Origin of the sequence: Corynebacterium marinum DSM 44953, assembly GCF_000835165.1 — a bacterium.
Taxonomy (GTDB): Bacteria; Actinomycetota; Actinomycetes; order Mycobacteriales; family Mycobacteriaceae; genus Corynebacterium; species Corynebacterium marinum.
Genome location: NZ_CP007790.1, coordinates 270,960 through 287,845, shown reverse-complemented (window position 1 = coordinate 287,845; position 16,886 = coordinate 270,960). Strand labels below are relative to the sequence as shown.

The window sequence follows — 16,886 nt, the reverse complement described above, 5'->3', positions numbered from 1 at the left end:
TCATGGCCGATCACGCCCACAACCTCCGCGCCGAGGAAGGACGTGGTCGGCCTTTCGGCGTCATCACCCGCGGCACGACCGGTTTCAACCGGCTGCGCCGCTCCGACCGGTGGACGGTGAATCATCCGCGGGTGCGCCGGCTGCTTCTCGACGCCCCCTCCCCGCTCGCCGTCGACGTCGGCTACGGCGCCTCCCACACCACCACCGTGGAGTGGGCCGCCCGCCTGCGGACCGTGCGCCCCGACATTGAGGTCGTGGGCCTGGAGATCGACCCGGAGCGGGTCCTCCCGCCCCAGGGCGGCGTGCGCTTCGAACTCGGCGGCTTCGAGCTGGCCGGTTACCGCCCGCACCTGGTGCGCGCCTTCAACGTGCTGCGCCAATACGACGTCGCCCAGGTCGAGGAGGCCTGGGGGTCGGTGCTGAGCAGGTTGGCGCCCGGCGGCCTGTTCGTCGAAGGCACCTGCGACGAGCTGGGCCGCCGCGCCGCGTGGCTGCTCCTCGACGAGCACGGCCCCGTCTCCCTCACCCTGGCCTGGGACCCCTTCGATATCTCTGCCCCCTCCGACCTGGCCGAACGCCTGCCGAAGATCCTCATCCACCGCAACACCCCAGGAGAGAAGATCCACGCGCTGCTGCGCGCCGCCGACGAGGCCTGGCACCGTTCCGCCGGCTGGGAACCCTACGGCCCCCGGGTGCGCTGGCGCGACGCCCGCCGGCAGCTCATCGCGGACGGCTGGCCCGTCGAACCCGTCCGCCGGAATCTGCGTGACAACATCCTGACAGTCCCCTGGGAAGCGGTTGCCCCCGGCCCATGATCTGCGGGAGACTGGCAGACATGTCATCCGCGCGCTCTGCCTCCTCGACCATCTGGAAGTTCATCGTCGGCCTGCTCGTGGCCCTGCTCATCATGCTGTTCGTCGCGGAGTTCGGCCTGCGCTGGTTCATCGGCAACGAACTTCGCTCCAGTTTCGAGGCCCAGGCCGCCGAAGACGGCGTCACCATGACGGAGGACCCCACCATCTCCTTCGGCGCGACCCCCCTGATCCTGTCGGCGGTGCGCGGCACCGTCCCCGAGGTGGAGGTGACCACCCCCTCCACCCTGCAGATCACCGGACAGGAGGTCCTCGGCCAGCCCGGCGCCCATGTCGTCCTGACCGACCTGGACATCTCCGACCGGGACAACCCCGTCGCCGCCCGCATGGTCACCGTCGCGGAAGTGCCCGAGGAGTTCCTGCTGGCCACGATCCAGCAGTCGATGGAGGACGGCGGGGGCGGCGACCTCATCGGAGTTTCCGACGTCACGGCCAACCCCGCCGAGGGCACGCTGGACATCGAGTTCAACAGCGGCGTAGCCGTCCTCAACCTCCGGCCCACGCCGGTCGACGGCCAGCTCACCTTCGAGGCCTCGGGCGGTTCGCTCCTCGGATTCAACCTCCCCAGCCAGGTCACCGGCCTCATCACCGCGGGACTTCAGGAAGGCGTCAAAGAGCAGGCGGGCCAGTTCACCATCGACGAGTTTGAGGTGATCGACGGCGGGGCCCGCCTCAGGCTGAGCGGCGAGAACGTCGCCCTCAGCGAGGTGGCTGACCCACGGCAGACACAGAGCTGACGCCGACGCGGTCCGCGCCGGAATCCAGCGCCGCGATCACGCCGTCGAGGTCCCGCACCCCGGTCACGGTCAGGGGCAGCGGCATGCTTGCCGACGCCCCTGGGACTTCCCCCAGCCAGCCCGTCGCGGTGACGAGGCGGTCGACGCCGGCCAGCCGCGCTGCCTCCGCCACCGCCGCGACGCCGGCGGGCGTGCGGGCGGGAGTCTCCAGGATGACGGCGAGCGTCACAGGGTGCGGCACCGCCTCCCGGACGGCCACGAACTCGGCCAGGAGCGTGTTCATCTCCGCAACCCCCGGGTCCGGGGTCAGCCACACCTCCGCGGCCCCCTGCTGCACCGCCAGCCGCGCCTCAGCCGCCTTCACCAGGCTGTGGTGGCGGCCGGTGGGGAAGCCCACCACGACGGCTACGGTGAGCCCGCCCGTGTCGCCGGCCAACTCCAGGTGGGACGGTGCGAGAACGACCCCGCCCAGTCCCGCCGCGCGCGCCCCGCGGACCGCCGAGGGGATCTCGGCGGGGGTGGCGCGGGCGTCGACGAGCATGAGAAAGGCGTGGCCCGAGAGCCACGCCAGATCCGAAGCCATGGGACGCTACCAGCTGTAGTTGCCGTTGAGGATCGATTTCAGGTGCGGCCGCACATCGAACCAGTACACGCCGATGGCCACCATGCCGGCCCAGGAGAGGAACGGCACGCGGGTGATCACCACGAAGGCGGAGCCGACCAGGATGGCCACCCAGATCCATTTCGTCTGGCGGTCACCTGCCTGGAAGGCGTCGTCGCGCGTGGTCAGGGCGAAGAACGCGCCGGCGACGCCGGTGAGGGCGATCAGGGCGAACAGCACCTGTTCGAAGAGGATGTAGGTGGCGATCAGAGTCATGGCGGAGTTCTAGCTGTCCTTCTGGGTGTCGGCGGGCACCTCGGTGGTGCTGATGACCTCGCCGTCAATCATATGCGGAACATCGCCGTCGCCGTTCGTCGAGGGGGCGGTCGGGGTAGTCGGGGCCGCGCCCTCCTTCACGTCCTGGCCCGAGAGGGAACCCGCCCGGCTGATGAGGTCGTCCAGGCGGCCCCGGAGCTCGTCGATGAAGGACTGCTCGCGCTGCTCGTCCCCGGTCTCTGCCCGGCGTGTGCGCGCCTGGTCGACGGTCTCGTCGAAGGTCGCCCGCACGGATGCCACCGCCCGGTTGAAGGCGTTCTTCGCGTCGTCCGCCACCGGGGAATCCTTCGTCTGCTCAGCCGCGCGCCGCGCGGAGGCGGCCAGGTCGCGGATGATCTCTTCCGCGTGGCCCGCGAAGGCGGCGGAGACGGTCTTGTAGTCCTCGGTGCTCTTGGCGTCCGACAGGCCCGCACGGGCCTCCTGGGCGGCGGCCTTGAAGCGGCTCGCGGTGGTTTCCTCGCCCTCCACCGGGCTCGGCTTCGCGTGGGCGCCCTGGCCGTGATCCGCCTTGTCCCGGTCCTCGCGGAACCGGTCGGCGAAATCGGAGACAACGTCGCCCAGCCGGGAGCCCGCGGCGACCCATGCCTGGAAAGGTTCCCGCAGGTTGTCCATGAGAGAGTTGTGCTGCTCCGGGCTCGGAGTGGTGTTGTCGTTCGGGGTGGTCATGGTTGCGGATGCCTCCTGCAATTGGTGGTCACGCTCCGAAGAGCAGATGATTCACAGTGTAAATAAGAAGTCCCGCAAGCGCACCGACAATGGTGCCGTTGAGGCGGATGTACTGCAGGTCCTTGCCCACCATCAGCTCGATCTTGTCACTGGCCTCCGCCGCGTCCCACCGCTCGACCGTCTCGGAGATGATCGCCGTGACCTCGCCGGCGTAGTTCTCCGCGAGGAAGGCCGCCCCGCCGGTGATCCGACGTTCCAGGCTGGCCCGCAGCACAGGGTCCGTCTGGATGTTGGTTCCCCAGGTCAGGCACAGCTCGGTGATCTTGGTGCGCAGCAGGGAGGTTTCGTCGGTGGCGGCGTCGATGAGCGAGACCGACGCGTTCGCCCAGATCGCCGCCGCCGCGCCGCGCACCGGGGTGGAGCCCAGCAGATCGTGCTTGATGCCCTCGACGCGCGCGATCATCGTCGGATCGTTCTGCAGGTCATCCGCCAGATCCCCCAGGAAACGGCGGATGGCGTCGCGGGCCTCGTGCGAGGGGTCGTTGGCGACGGACGCCGTGAAACCGACCAACTCCTTGTAAACGCGCGCGCCCACCAGCTGCTTGGCGAACTGCGGCGCCCAGGTGGGCATGCGCTCGTCGATGAGCTCGACGACAGTGTCCTCCATGCCCAGTACCTTGCGGTGCGCCCACGTGACCACCTCCTGGACCACTGGTTCGGTGCGCCCGTCCTCGATGAGTCCGGCCATGACCCGGCCTGCGGGCGGCCCCCACTGCGGTTCCGCCAGCTTGTCGATGAGCTGGGACTGGATGACCGCCTCCGCGTCCTTCGGGTCCAGCGCCCGGATCGCGTTGGCCGTGAGGCGGCCTACCTCCCGGGAGACTTTCACGGCGTTGTCCGGCTGCGAGAGCCAGGAGCCCAGGCGTTCCGGGATGTTGGCGGTGCGGACCTTCTCCGTGATCAGTTCAGCGTTGAGGAAGTTGTCGCCCACGAATCCGGACAGCGCCTGACCGAGCTGATCCTTCTTCTTGGGGATGATCGCGGTGTGCGGAATCGGGATCCGCAGGGGGTGACGGAACAGCGCCGTCACGGCGAACCAGTCCGCCAGCCCGCCGATCATGCCGGCCTCCGCCGCCGCCCGGACGTAACCGACCCACGTCGGCGCCCCGCCCGGCTGCGACTGCCACCAGCTGCACGCGAGGAAGATGACCGCCGCCACCACCAGCAGCCCGGTGACGAAGGCCTTGTGGCGGCGCAGCGCGCGGCGACGCTCCGCCTCGACCTCGGGGGCCGGCCCCGGGACCGGTGCGGCGGCCGTGGCGGTGCTGGCGGGCCGGGTCCCGATGTGTTTACCCATGTTCCCCATTATGGCCTGCCTACCGGTCACAGCAGTTCCAGGGCGTACTGCAGCAGGCTCAGTGAGGTGAGCAGCGTGATCAGCGTGATGAGCACAATGATGATTTTCTGGCGCACGGGGACCAGCGTACGAAAAAGCTCCGCCCCCTGCCTGCGCGTGGCAGTAGGGGGCGGAGCCGACGGACGAAAGACGTCAGCTGAGCTGACTAGTTGTGGCGGCCGGTGGTCCTGCGGTACTCGCGGTAGTAGCGGCGACCGTAGAAGATCAGCCCAAAGCCGCCGACTACGCCCACGACGGCGATGACCAGCCCGATGATGAACAGCAGGGTTGTGTCGTACCCGGCGGGGCCGACACCCTGTCCGTACATGATGGTGGCGGCCATCCAGATCATGATACCCACGCCGGCCAGCGCAGGGCCGAGCAGCAGACCCATGCCGATCCAGGTGGATGAGCGCTCCAGGGAGGAGTGCGGTGCGCCCAGGGAGTTGGGCTCGTAGCCCTCGATGTAGGAATCGTGCAGCTTGGGTGCATAATCCGGGAAGGACTCGGATGCCTGATCGGCAACCGCGTAGTTGTTGGAAGCCATAGCCGTTACTCGCTTTCGTCTCTCGGTGCTCGGTTGGTACCGAGTTTAGTCGTCCTTGCCGCGGAAGGCGGCACGCGCGCGCTCCTTGGTGACAGCAGCGACGGCGGTCAGCGGGATACCCGCCGGGCAGACGTCGGCGCACTCACCGAAGAGGGAGCAGTGACCGAAGTTGGTCTCCAGGTCGTCCACCATGTGGCGGGCACGCTTGCCGCGCTCCTCCTTGCCCAGGGGCATGAGGGAGAGGTGGACCAGCTTTGCACCGGTGAACAGGTGCGCGGCACCGTTCGGGCAGGCGGCGACACAGGCGCCACAGCCGATGCAGGCGGCGTGGTCGAGCGCGAGCTCGGCAACCTCGTGGTTCAAGTGCAGGGTGTCGGCGTCCGGTGCGGTGCCCGCGTTGATCGAGACGTAACCGCCCTTCTCCATGACGCGGTCCAGTGCGGAACGGTCGACGACCATGTCCTTGATCACCGGGAAAGCAGCGGAGCGCAGCGGCTCGAGCTTGACGACGTCGCCCTCGCTGAAGCCGACCAGACGCTGCTGGCAGGCCGGGGTGTTCTGGCCCGGGCCGTGGGGACGGCCGTTGACCATCAGGCCACAGGTGCCGCAGATGCCTTCGCGGCAGTCCGAGGCGAACATGAAGGGTTCCTTGTTCTCCCCGACCAGACGGTTGTTCACGTGGTCGAGCAGCTCCAGGATCGACATCTGCGGGACGGCGTCCGGGACCTGCACGGTCTCGAAGGCGCCCTCCTGGGTCGGTCCGGCCTGCCGCCAGATCTCAAGTGTCAGCTTCATTACTTGTAGTTCCTTGTCTGCAGCGGGATCGATTCGAAGACGAGCGGATCAGCGTGGCGGATGAACTTGCCCTCGCCAGCCGGCTCCCATGCCGAGACGAAGCACCAGTTCTCGTCGTCGCGCTCTGCCTCGCCGTCCTCGGAGAGGTGGTCGTCGCGGAAGTGGGCGCCGCAGGACTCGTCGCGGTCGAGGGCGTCGACGCACATGAGCTCGCCCAGGTCGATGTAGTCGGCGACACGCGCCGCGTACTCGAGTTCCTGGTTCATGTAGTTCTGCTCACCGGGGACCTGGACGTTGGTCCAGAAGTCCGCGCGGATCTCGCGGATCTTGACGATCGCGTCCTGCAGGTCCTTGACGTTGCGGGAGACGCCGCAGGCGAAGTAGAGCAGCTCGCCGAGCTGGCGGTGGTAGTAGTCCGCGCCGCGCGGGTTCGGGCCCTTGATGTTGAGGAGACGGTCGATGCGTGCCTGGGCACGCTCGACAGCCTCAGCGGCCTCCGGGGAGTCCGCCGGCAGAACATCCTGGCCGAGGTAGTTGGCCAGATAGTTCGGGATGGTGAACGGCAGGGTGAACCAGCCGTCGACAGATGCGGACAGCAGCGAGTTGGCACCCAGGCGGTTCGCGCCGTGGTAGGTCCAGGAGGCCTCGCCGGCGGCGAAGAGGCCGTCGATGGAGGTCATCTCGTTGAAGTCGGTCCACAGGCCGCCCATGGTGAAGTGGCAGGTGGGGGCGATACGCATCGGGGATGAGTAGGGGTCCTCGCCGATGGCGTCGCGGTACATCTCGAAGAGGTTGGAGTAACGCTCGACGATGGTGTCCTGGCCGAGGCGCTCGATGGCGTCGCGGAAATCCAGGTACGCGGAGTTGAACAGCGGTCCGACGCCGAGCCCGGCGTTGATCTGCTGCGAGATCGCGCGGGAGGCGACGTCGCGCGGAACCAGGTTGCCGAAGGCCGGGTAGCGGCGCTCCAGGAAGTAGTCGCGCTCCTCCTCCGGGATGGAGTTCGGGTCGCGGTCGTCCTTCGGGTTCTTCGGGGACCAGATGCGGCCGTCGTTACGCAGCGACTCCGACATCAGGATGGTCTTCGACTGCCAGGTCGCGTTGACCGGCAGGCCGGTCGGGTGGAACTGGATGAAGGACGGGGAGGCGAAGTGGGCGCCGAGCTCGTACGCGCGCATCAGGGCGCCGGCGTTCGAGTTCTTGGCCAGCGTGGACATGTGGTACACGTTGCCGTAACCGCCGGTAGCCAGCAGCACTGCATGGCCGGTGTGGGGGGTCAGCTCGCCGGTGATGAGGTTACGGGTGACGATGCCCTCGCAGCGCTTCTTCCCCTCCTTCTGCGTGACGATGAGGTCGACGACGTCGGCGTGGGTGAAGATCTCCACGTTGCCCAGGCCGATCTGGCGCGTGAGCGCGGAAGCGGTGGACAGCTGGAGCTGCTGGCCCGTCTGGCCGCGGGTGTAGTAGGTGCGGGACACCTGCACGCCGCCGAAGGAACGGGTGGCCAGGGTGCCGCCGTACTCGCGGGCGAAGGGGGCGCCGATGGCGTTCATGTGGTCGATGACTCGGGCCGACTCGAGGGCCAGGCGCCAGCAGTCGGACTCGCGGCCGCGGTAGTCGCCGCCCTTGACGGTGTCCTTGACGTGGCGGTATGCGCCGTCGTTGTCCACCTTCTTGCCGCGGGCGGAGTTGACGCCGCCCTGGGCTGCGATGGAGTGCGCGCGGCGCGGGGCGTCGTGGTAGGTGAAGACCTTGACGTCGTAGCCCAGCTCGCCGAGGGCCGCCGCAGCGGCGCCGCCGGACAGGCCGGTGCCGACGACGAGGACCTTGAACTTGCGGCGGTTCAGCGGAGACACAAGGTTCATGTGCTCCTTCTGGTACTCCCACATGTCCTTGGTCGGGACACCCTTCGGCTCAGCGTTGTCCAGAACGGTGCCCGGGATGACGCCCTCGACCATCGAGGCCGGGTGGACGAATTCGGGACGAGAAGCAGTCTCGGTGTTGCTCATATTTTTCTCAAACTTCCCTTCAGGACCTAGCTCAGCCAGCCCAGTGCGATGGACAGCGGCATCACGATGTTGCCGATCATAACGATCGCCGGCACCAGGTAGGCGACGACGAGGAGAACCTTGCGCCAGCGCCGGCCGGTGATGCCCAGGTCGGACACAGCGAGCCAGATGCCGTGGGACAGGTGCAGGAAGAGCACCACCATGGCGAGGATGTAGAAGATGGCGACCCACCAGCGGGAGAAGCTGGCGATGAGGTTCGCGTAGATCTCGCCGTGGACGAAGGTGTCCGTGGCGGCCGGGGCGACGCCCATGGTCAGGTCGAGAAGGTGGAAGATCACGAACAGCAGCAGGATGATGCCGGTGATCAGCATCGAGCGGCTGGAGAAAGAGTTCAGGCCGCCCACCAGGTTCGTGCGGGCGAACTTGCCGCGCGACGTGCGGGAGCGGGCGTTGAGGGTGAACGCGCCGTGGACGTGGAGAACCAGGGCGGCCAGCAGCACGATGCGCAGGATCCAGACGATGGACTCACGCGGGAAGATGGGCGCGCCCACGGTGCGGAGGAACTCTCCGTACTCGTTGATGGCGGCGACGCCGTTGTGGTCGGGCATGTAGAGCTTCAGGTTTCCGACCATGTGGACCAGGACATAGAGTCCGAAGATCAGGCCGGTGACGGCCATCACCAGCTTGATGGCCCAGGTCGGGTAGGACGGCCGCTCGCGCAGCGGCTTCTCAGTGATTTTGCCGTGAACGATTGCGTCACGGTCTGCGTTTTTAACAGTCATGGCACCTCCAGTGTCGCTCATACTTTACGGTCACACCCCCGGTCGGAACCACTTTCGGGCAAACTTCCCGGCCGGGCCCCGGGAAACCCCACCCGTCACAGGCAGGACTTGAGGATAGCCTTACCTGGCAAAATTGCCGCGAAAAGCCCTTAAACTGCCGTCTGCCACGCCCCTTACCTTCCGGACCGAGAGGTACCGGCCCTGTCGGAGCGTGTTCCCAGCATCTTGTGACGTTGCTCACCCATTCCCCCAAGACTAGATCGGCCCACCCCGATAGGTATCAAACTTTCGATTGCTTTCACCTGTGCGAACGTTTCCCACCACAACATTCGCTCCAGGCTCTACGTTCTCCACACAAAGTTCGCAAACAATGCCTGGGAGTGAGCGCCATCACGCTACGATGTCGGGCATGGGAAAGACCTACGTAGGTTCACGGCTCCGCCAACTCCGCCGCGAACGTGACCTGAGCCAGGCGTCGCTCGCGTCGACCCTCGGACTGTCCGCCAGTTACGTCAACCAGATCGAACACGACGTCCGGCCGCTGACGGTCCCCGTCCTGCTCCGCATCACCGAGGCCTTCGGCGTCGACGCGACCTTCTTCTCGCGCGACGACGACTCCCGGCTCCTCGCCGAGATCCAGGACGTCGTCCTGGACAAGGAGCTGTGCCCCACCCCGGTCGAGCTGCAGGAGCTGTCCGAGCTGGTGTACAACCACCCGGCGGTCGCCAGAACGATGGTGGACATGCACCGCCGCTACCGCAACGTCCGCGACAAACTGTCCATCGCCACCGACACCCGCCGGCTCGCTGGCCCGATCAACTCCTCCCCCGGGGCGCAGGCCCTGTCCATGCCCCACGACGAGGTGCGCGACTTCTTCTACTCGCGACAGAACTACCTCGACGACCTCGACACCTCCGCCGAATCCATCGCCGGGGAACTCGGCGTCGAGAGGTTCTCCATCCGTGGCACCGAGGACGCCATCGCCGAACGGCTGCGCCAGCACCACGGCATCGAAATCTCCACCTCCTCCGACCTCAACGGCACCCTCCACAGCCTCGACCGGGAGACCGGCCACCTGCAGCTGGCCAGCCGACTGCACACCGGCCAGCGGGCGTTCCGCATGGGCATGGAGCTGGCGTACCTGGAGGTGGGCGAGGACATCGAGTCCCTGGTCGCCGAGGAGTCCTTCACCTCCGAGGCCTCCGCGAACCTGGCCCGCCGCGGAATCGCCAGCTACTTCGCTGCCGCCGTCCTCCTCCCCTACCAGGGGATTCACGCGGAGGCCGAGCGCTCCGGCTATGACATCGACTTCCTCTGTCAGGTCTTCGGCGTGGGCTACGAGACCGTGGCCAGTCGGCTGTCCACCCTGCAGCGGCCCAACCTGCGGGGGATCCCCTTCACTTTCGTCCGCGTGGACCGCGCCGGAAACATGTCCAAACGACAGTCCGCGACCGGCTTCCACCTGGCCAACTCCGGCGGAACCTGTCCCCTGTGGAACATCTACGAGACGTTCACCAACCCCGGCACGATCCAGCGCCAGCTGGCGCAGATGCCGGACGGCCGGAACTACCTGTGGATCGCCCGCACGGTGCGCCACCACCGGGGCCGGTTCGGCGATACCGGCAAGCTCTTCGCCATCGGCCTGGGCTGCGAGGCCCGCCACGCCGACCGCACGGTGTACGCCGAGGGCCTGAATCTGGAGGATCTGTCGAGCGCGACCCCCATCGGCGCGGGCTGCCGCGTGTGCCCGCGGGAGAACTGCGCCCAGCGCGCGTTCCCCCCGATCCACGAGGAGATCACCATCGACGCCCACCGCTCCTCGGTCGCCCCTTACAACTAGCCTTCCGTCCGGCCCTTGCCCGCGTAGTACCCGCTCTGCAGCCTGCGTTCGTATTCCCGCAGGTTGTAGGTGGCCGAACGGATCTCCACGTCGCGGTCGAAGTTGGAGCCCAGCGCACCGGCCATCGCCCCGAGGGAGGCGCTGAGCGCCGCGATGGACGCGTAGGTGGGCAGGCCGACCTCGCGTTCCAGCTCCGCCTCCAGGTAGCCCACCGGGATGACCACCGCCGAGGAGACGAAGAGCACGGCCATGACCAGCAGGTAGAGGATCAGCCCCGTCATCCCGATCGTGCCGATGGTGGCGAGGTTGTCGATGCGTTCCCGCCACCTGGTCTCCTGGGTGTGGGAACGCTGCCACAGCCGGTTGTGGATGATCAGCCAGGCCGTGAAAGAGACCACGGCGAAGGTGCTGATGAGCAGCAGCCGGGACCAGCTCATCTCCTCCGCGAGCTTCCAGATGGACCCGTAGAAGACGCCGAAGCCGCCGGTCGCGACCATGGCCGCCAACGAACTCGACAGCACCGGCAGGAGCCGGCCGGGCTGGTTGCCCCGGATCATCCCGAAGACCATGCGCATGGTCCTGCCCCGGTGGTCGAGCACGCGGGTCTCGACGCCCGCGGAGTCATCCGAGTCCTCCCCCTCCACCAGGTCGGGCCCCCCGCGCCGCGCGCCGGCCACGGGGCGGTCCTCCTCGACGAGGCTGATGAGTTCGCGCCGCAGTCTGCGCGTGGTGCCGAAGGCGCCGAGGGCGGGCAGGGAAATGAGCACGGCGGCGTCGGCACGCGCCCGCTGGCTGACCACGGGCCTCTCCCAGGCGGTGAGGGGAAGGTCGGTGACGTAGATGAAGCGGTCCCACCCCCGGGTCTGCAGGATCTGGCGGGCGTGGTCGGAGAGCATCACGTCGCCGTCGGGGCTCATCGGGACTGTCTCGACGCGGACCTCCACCTCCCCCACCCCCGGCCAGGTGCCGGTGAGGGTACGGGTGCCGTCGTCCTCGTTGTCGTAACGGGGGTCGTCGAGCAGGTCCTCGACGATGCGGGTGACGTCGCGCGAGGGTTGTCCGTCGTCAGCCAGAATTCCGATCGTGGCCATCTGTGCCGGTACCTCCTGGAGAAAGGGAACAAGGGGCCTCCGGTAGGAGACCCCTTGCAGGTGGGAGCGGGATGCGCCCTTAGAAGTTGATCATGTGGCCGCTGACACCGTGGGCGGCCTCCTTGACGGCCTCCGACAGCGTCGGGTGGATGTGCACGGCGCGGCTGATCTCCTCGGTGGTGAGATCGTAGTTCTGCGCAAGGACCAGCTCGTTGAGCAGCTCGGAGGCGTTGGCGCCGACAACGTGTCCACCCAGCAGCTCGCCGAACTCTGCGTCGGCGACGATCTTGGCGAAGCCGTCCGGCTCGGCCAGGCCGACGGCCTTGCCGTTCGCGGAGAACGGGAAGGAGGAGACCTTGATCTCGCGGTCCGGCCACTTCTCCTTGGCCTGCTCCTCGGTGTAGCCGAAGGAGGCCACCTGCGGGTTGCAGAAGGTGGCGCGCGGCATCATCATGTAGTCGCCCAGCGCCTGGGTCTCCGCCTCTGCGATGGTTTCGGCGGCGACGATGCCCATGGCCTCGGCGACGTGGGCGAGCTGCAGCTTCGCGGTGACGTCGCCGATGGCGTAGATGTGCGCAACGTTAGTGCGCATGAAGTCGTCGATGGCGATGGCGCCGCGGTCGGTGAGCTCGACGCCCGTGTTCTCCAGGCCGAAGCCCTCGACACGCGGGCGGAAACCGACGGAGACCAGAACGCGGTCGGCGGTGATGGTCTCGGTCTTGTCCGAGCCCTTCTTCTGGTAATCGACCTCGACGGAGCCGCCGTTGTCGCGCACCGCGGTGGTGGCGTGGCCCGGAAGCAGCTTGACGCCCATCTTCTTGTAGGCCTTGGCGATGACCTTGGAGACCTCCGCGTCCTCGTTCGGCAGGACGCGGTCCATGAACTCGATGACGGTGACGTCGACGCCGTAGTTGGAGAGCACGTAGGCGAACTCCATGCCGATGGCGCCGGCGCCGACGATGACCATCTTCTCCGGGGCGACCGGGTTGAGGATCTGCTCCTCGTAGGAGACGACATTCTCGGAGAACTCGACGCCGCGGAGGCTGTTGACCACGGAGCCGGTGGCGATGATGCAGTCGTCGAAAGTGAGCACCTTTCCGGCGTCGTTGCCCTCGGTGACCTCGATGGTGTTGGCGTCCTTGAAGGTTCCGAAGCCGTCGACCTCGGTGATCTTGTTCTTCTTCATCAGGTAGTGGACGCCGCCGACGATCTTGTCGGAGACCTGGCGGGAGCGCTTGTGAGCGTCCCCGTAGTCGAAGGAGACCTCGCCGTTGATGCCGAAGGTCTTCTTCTCGTGGGTGAAGATGTGGGCGACCTCGGCGTTCTTGATCAGCGCCTTCGAGGGGATGCAGCCGACATTGAGGCAGACTCCGCCCCAGTACTGCTTCTCGACGACGGCAACCTTCTTGCCGAGCTGGGCTGCGCGGATGGCGGCGACGTAGCCGCCGGGGCCCGCACCGAGTACTACAACGTCATAATGTTCAGTCACGCCATCAAGAATAGGTGACTGTCGCCCCCTGTGTCACCGGCCGGGGGCCCCGCGGCAAAAAGACGCCCCGGCCGGGTGGAACTGGTGGCCGGGGCGTCGGGCGGAACGGGTTGATCAGAAGAGACCGAGGAACAGCGCCGCGTTGGAGGATGCGGAGGACAGGCCGTGGACCCCCGAGCCGAGGAAGGTGTTGATGGCGACGATGATCTGCTCGAAAATGGACATGCGTGGCTTCTTTCTCTGGATGTCAGCGGGTTACCAGTAAGTATTAGCGCCGAATCCGGGCAAACCGTTACGCAGGCCACCGGAAACGAACTGTCAGCATTATGACACAGCATCCCCTTGCCTACCACCTATAACTTCTGTAACATGAGTCGGGTATATGACCATCGTTCCACCCCCGAAGCCCTGCACTTTCGGGGGTGGACCGTTAACATGCGGTACAGCCGTTACGATGTACCCCTGTGAACGCGTCCAGCTTTCGGCCAGGGTGCGTCCCAGCAACAACTAGTCGCCGCATCCGGCCACAACACGACCCAAGGAAGCCACCCCATGAAGTTCCTCCGCAAGATCGCCGCCCCGGTCGCGGCCCTCGCCATCGGCGCGTCCGCTCTCGCGGCGCCGGTCGCTGACGCCTCCACAGTCAAGCCCTCCGTGATCGCCTCCATGACGAACGCCGACCCCATGCCGGGCTGGCGCACCCAGACCGCGGGCGATTCGCGGGTCGAGCACCTCAACGCCTACTCGACGGCGATGGGCCGCGACATCCCCCTCGCGGTCATCCGCCCCGAGGGCAAGCCGGCGAACGCCCCCACGCTCTACCTGCTCAACGGTGCCGGCGGCGCCGAGCAGAACATGGACTGGCTCGTCCGCGCACCGGGGATCGTCGACTTCTACGCCAACAAGGGCGTGAACGTGGTCATCCCGCAGGAGGGCGCGTTCTCGTACTACGTCAACTGGGACAACCCCAACCCCGCGGCGGCCCCCGGCTACCTCAAGGGCACCCAGAAGTGGGAGGACTTCCTCCTCCGCGAGCTGCCGGGCGGCATCGAGCCCTACCTGGGCGCCAACAACAACCGCGCCATCGCCGGATTCTCCATGTCCGCCACCTCCTCGCTGCTCCTGGCCGAGAAGGCTCCGGGCTTCTTCGACGGAGTCGGTTCCTTCTCCGGCTGCGCCGAGACCGCCTCACCGCTGGGATACACCTCCGTCGACCTGACCGTCCAGCGCGCGGGAACCACCGCCCGGGAGATGCTCGGCCCGATGGGCAGCCCGCACAACATCGCCAACGACGCCCTCGTCCACGCCGAGGGCCTGCGCGGCTCCGAGCTCTACATCTCCAACGCCACCGGCCTCGCCGGCGAGTGGGACATGCCGGGCCATTACATCGCTCAGGGCTACGACCCGGCCACCGCCTCCGCGGGTGCCGCCACCCTCATCGTCGAGGGCGGCCTCATCGAGGGCGCAACCAACATCTGCACCCACAACCTGAAGGCCAAGCTCGACAGCCTGGGCATCCCGGCCGATTGGAACCACCGTCCGACCGGCACCCACTCCTGGAACTACTGGCTGGACGACGTCGAGAAGTCCTGGCCGACCCTGGAGCGCGCCCTCTTCTCCTGATCCCGCGCAACCGACAGGCACCGTCCACCACCCGGTGGGCGGTGCCTCCGCATTCCCGGCCGGGCCCGCACGTAGCCTGGAACCCATGACCGACTCCCCCGAACTCCTGCAGTCCCTCGAGATCATCGACTCCCCCGACGCCCTCGCCTGGGCGCAGGAGTGGTCGGACGCGACGGAGGGCGCCGCGGACAACCCGGAGCTGCGCGAGCGGATCCTGGCCGCCCTGGACGTGGACGACCGCATCCCCTTCGTCGCGCGCCGCGCCGAATGGCTGTACAACTTCTGGCGCGACGCCGAACACGTCCGCGGCCTGTGGCGCCGCACGACGCTGACCTCCTACCTCTCCGATTCACCGGAGTGGGAGGTGCTGGTGGACGTCGATAAGCTCGCGGCGGACGAGGACGAGAACTGGGTCTGGAAGGGCGCGCACGTCCGCGCCCCCGATTACGACCTCGCCCTGGTCCGCCTGTCCCGGGGCGGCGCGGACGCCACCGTCGTCCGCGAATTCGACCTGGCCGCGCGGAAGTTCGTGACCGCGGACCCCTTCGAGCTGCCCGAGGCGAAGACCGACGTCAGCTGGATCGACGCGGACACCCTCCTGGTGGGCACCGACACCGGCGCCGGCTCCCTGACTTCCTCCGGTTACCCCGCGCAGGTCCGCGTGTGGCGGCGCGGCACCGAACTTCTCGACGCCCCCGTGTACACCGCCGGCCGCCACGAGGACGTCGCCGTCGGCGCGTGGGCCGACACCACCCCCGGGCACGAACGGATCATCGTCTCCCGCGCCCTCGACTTCTACCGCACCCGCCAGTCCGTCGCCCCGCTCGACCCGGACGCACCGCTCCAGGTCCTCGAGCTGCCGGAGGACTGCCGGGCGACGCTCCACCGGGAATGGCTGTTCGTCGCCCCCCGCGAGGAGTACGCCGGCATCCCCGCCGGCGGCCTCGGCGTGATCGAACTGGACCGTTTCCTCGGCGGCGAGCGCGGCATCCGGCCGGTGTTCACCCCCACCGGGCACGTATCGCTGCAGGCCATGTCGTTCACGCGGGAGTGGCTGGTAGTGACGCTGCTCGACGACGTCGCCACCCGCGTCCTCATCCACCCCCTCGACGACCCGACCTCACCGGGCCGCGACCTGGAGCTCCCGCCCCTGGTGACCGCCTCGGTGGTGGCCACCAGCCCGCTCGACGGCGACGAGGTGTGGCTGACCACCTCGTCCTTCACCGAACCGACGACGCTCTACCGCCTCGACCTCGCGGACGGCCTGTCGCCGGAACTCGTGCGCCGCTCCCCCGCGCTTTTCGACGCCGCCGGCCTCGAGACCCGCCAGCACTGGGTCACCTCCGCCGACGGCACCCGGCTCCCCTACTTCATCACCGGCGATTTCTCCCGCGGGCCGAGGCCGACGCTGGTCGGCGGCTACGGCGGCTTCGAGGTCTCGCTGACCCCCGGCTACTCCGCGGTGCGCGGCATCGGCTGGCTCGAGACCGGCCGCCACTTCGTCCAACCCAACCTCCGCGGCGGCGGTGAATTCGGGCCGACCTGGCACACCCAGGTGGTCAAGACCAACCGGCACAAGGTGTGGGAGGACCACCGTGCAGTGCTGGAGGACCTCGTCGCCAGGGGCTACGCGGCGCCGGAGCAGATCGCCATCCGCGGCGGATCCAACGGCGGGCTGCTCACCTCCGGCGCGCTCACCCGGTACCCGGAATGCTTCGGCGCAGCCGTCATCCAGGTGCCCCTGACCGACATGCTGCGCTACCACACCTGGTCCGCGGGAGCGTCGTGGATGGCCGAGTACGGCGACCCGGCGGTGGCGGAGGAACGCGCGGCGATCGAGACGTGGTCGCCGCTGCACAACGTGTCCCCGTCCGGGGCAGGCGGATACCCGCCCGCGCTGGTGACCACCTCCACCCGCGACGACCGCGTCCACCCCGCGCACGCACGCCTTTTCGCCCACGCGCTGCGCGAGGCCGGGCAGCCGGTCGACTACTTCGAGAACACCGAGGGCGGGCACGCCGGGGCAGCCGACAACAAGCAGGTCGCACGGGTGGAGGCACTCATCTTCGAGTGGCTGAATCAGCATGTCGGATAGGTGATCG

Annotated in this window: 15 protein-coding genes; 5 read left to right on the top strand and 10 right to left on the bottom strand. The window is 67.8% G+C overall.

Annotation, left to right across the window (positions count from 1 at the left end; genetic code table 11):
* Window positions 1–2 precede the first annotated feature (2 nt).
* Together B840_RS01405 and B840_RS01400 are read left to right on the top strand one after the other, a co-directional pair.
* The gene (locus B840_RS01405; RefSeq protein WP_042620639.1) at window positions 3–815 is read left to right on the top strand and encodes a hypothetical protein; all 813 of its coding nucleotides are present in this window, start codon (window positions 3–5) and stop codon (window positions 813–815) included.
* Window positions 816–835: 20 nt separating this feature from the next.
* Window positions 836–1,609 carry an LmeA family phospholipid-binding protein gene (locus B840_RS01400; RefSeq protein ID WP_042620638.1) on the top strand — a complete coding sequence of 258 codons (774 nt, stop codon included), beginning with the start codon at window positions 836–838 and terminating at the stop codon, window positions 1,607–1,609.
* Here B840_RS01400 and B840_RS01395 read toward each other — a convergent pair.
* The 8 genes from B840_RS01395 to B840_RS01360 form a co-directional block, all read right to left on the bottom strand.
* Window positions 1,572–2,192: a hypothetical protein gene (locus tag B840_RS01395; protein WP_052491040.1), complete on the bottom strand. Its 621-nt coding sequence runs from the start codon at window positions 2,190–2,192 to the stop codon at window positions 1,572–1,574. The two genes, B840_RS01400 and B840_RS01395, sit on opposite strands and share 38 nt — an antisense overlap.
* 6 nt (window positions 2,193–2,198) lie before the next feature.
* Window positions 2,199–2,486, bottom strand: coding sequence for a DUF2516 family protein (locus B840_RS01390; protein WP_373285074.1), 288 nt, complete (start codon window positions 2,484–2,486; stop codon window positions 2,199–2,201).
* 9 nt (window positions 2,487–2,495) lie between these two features.
* Window positions 2,496–3,212, bottom strand: coding sequence for a CGLAU_01105 family protein (locus B840_RS01385; RefSeq protein ID WP_042620637.1), 717 nt, complete (start codon window positions 3,210–3,212; stop codon window positions 2,496–2,498).
* A 28-nt stretch (window positions 3,213–3,240) separates the two neighbouring features.
* Complete coding sequence (locus B840_RS01380) at window positions 3,241–4,569, bottom strand: DUF445 domain-containing protein (protein ID WP_042622425.1); 1,329 nt, start codon at window positions 4,567–4,569, stop codon at window positions 3,241–3,243.
* A gap of 205 nt (window positions 4,570–4,774) precedes the next feature.
* Entirely contained in the window at window positions 4,775–5,155 is a 381-nt protein-coding gene (locus B840_RS01375; protein WP_042620636.1) for a hypothetical protein, read from the bottom strand.
* 45 nt (window positions 5,156–5,200) lie between these two features.
* Entirely contained in the window at window positions 5,201–5,950 is a 750-nt protein-coding gene (locus B840_RS01370; RefSeq protein WP_042620635.1) for a succinate dehydrogenase/fumarate reductase iron-sulfur subunit, read from the bottom strand.
* Entirely contained in the window at window positions 5,950–7,959 is a 2,010-nt protein-coding gene (locus B840_RS01365) for a fumarate reductase/succinate dehydrogenase flavoprotein subunit (RefSeq protein WP_042620634.1), read from the bottom strand. Before B840_RS01365 ends, B840_RS01370 begins: the two co-directional genes overlap by 1 nt.
* Before the next feature lie 26 nt (window positions 7,960–7,985).
* Entirely contained in the window at window positions 7,986–8,741 is a 756-nt protein-coding gene (locus tag B840_RS01360; RefSeq protein WP_042620633.1) for a succinate dehydrogenase cytochrome b subunit, read from the bottom strand.
* 409 nt (window positions 8,742–9,150) lie between these two features.
* On the opposite strand from B840_RS01360, the gene ramB reads away from it, so the two are divergent.
* Entirely contained in the window at window positions 9,151–10,581 is a 1,431-nt protein-coding gene (gene ramB, locus B840_RS01355; protein WP_042622424.1) for an acetate metabolism transcriptional regulator RamB, read from the top strand.
* On the opposite strand, the gene B840_RS01350 is transcribed toward ramB, so the two are convergent.
* Together B840_RS01350 and lpdA are read right to left on the bottom strand one after the other, a co-directional pair.
* A complete protein-coding gene (locus B840_RS01350) occupies window positions 10,578–11,672 on the bottom strand; it encodes a hypothetical protein (protein WP_052491039.1) in 1,095 nt (364 codons plus the stop codon). The two genes, ramB and B840_RS01350, sit on opposite strands and share 4 nt — an antisense overlap.
* Window positions 11,673–11,751: 79 nt before the next feature.
* Window positions 11,752–13,161: a dihydrolipoyl dehydrogenase gene (lpdA, locus tag B840_RS01345; RefSeq protein ID WP_042620632.1), complete on the bottom strand. Its 1,410-nt coding sequence runs from the start codon at window positions 13,159–13,161 to the stop codon at window positions 11,752–11,754.
* A 552-nt stretch (window positions 13,162–13,713) separates the two neighbouring features.
* Between lpdA and B840_RS01340 the strand changes: the two genes are divergently transcribed.
* Together B840_RS01340 and B840_RS01335 are read left to right on the top strand one after the other, a co-directional pair.
* Window positions 13,714–14,784, top strand: coding sequence for an alpha/beta hydrolase (locus B840_RS01340; RefSeq protein ID WP_042620631.1), 1,071 nt, complete (start codon window positions 13,714–13,716; stop codon window positions 14,782–14,784).
* A gap of 85 nt (window positions 14,785–14,869) precedes the next feature.
* Window positions 14,870–16,879: a prolyl oligopeptidase family serine peptidase gene (locus B840_RS01335; RefSeq protein WP_042620630.1), complete on the top strand. Its 2,010-nt coding sequence runs from the start codon at window positions 14,870–14,872 to the stop codon at window positions 16,877–16,879.
* Window positions 16,880–16,886: the final 7 nt, after the last annotated feature.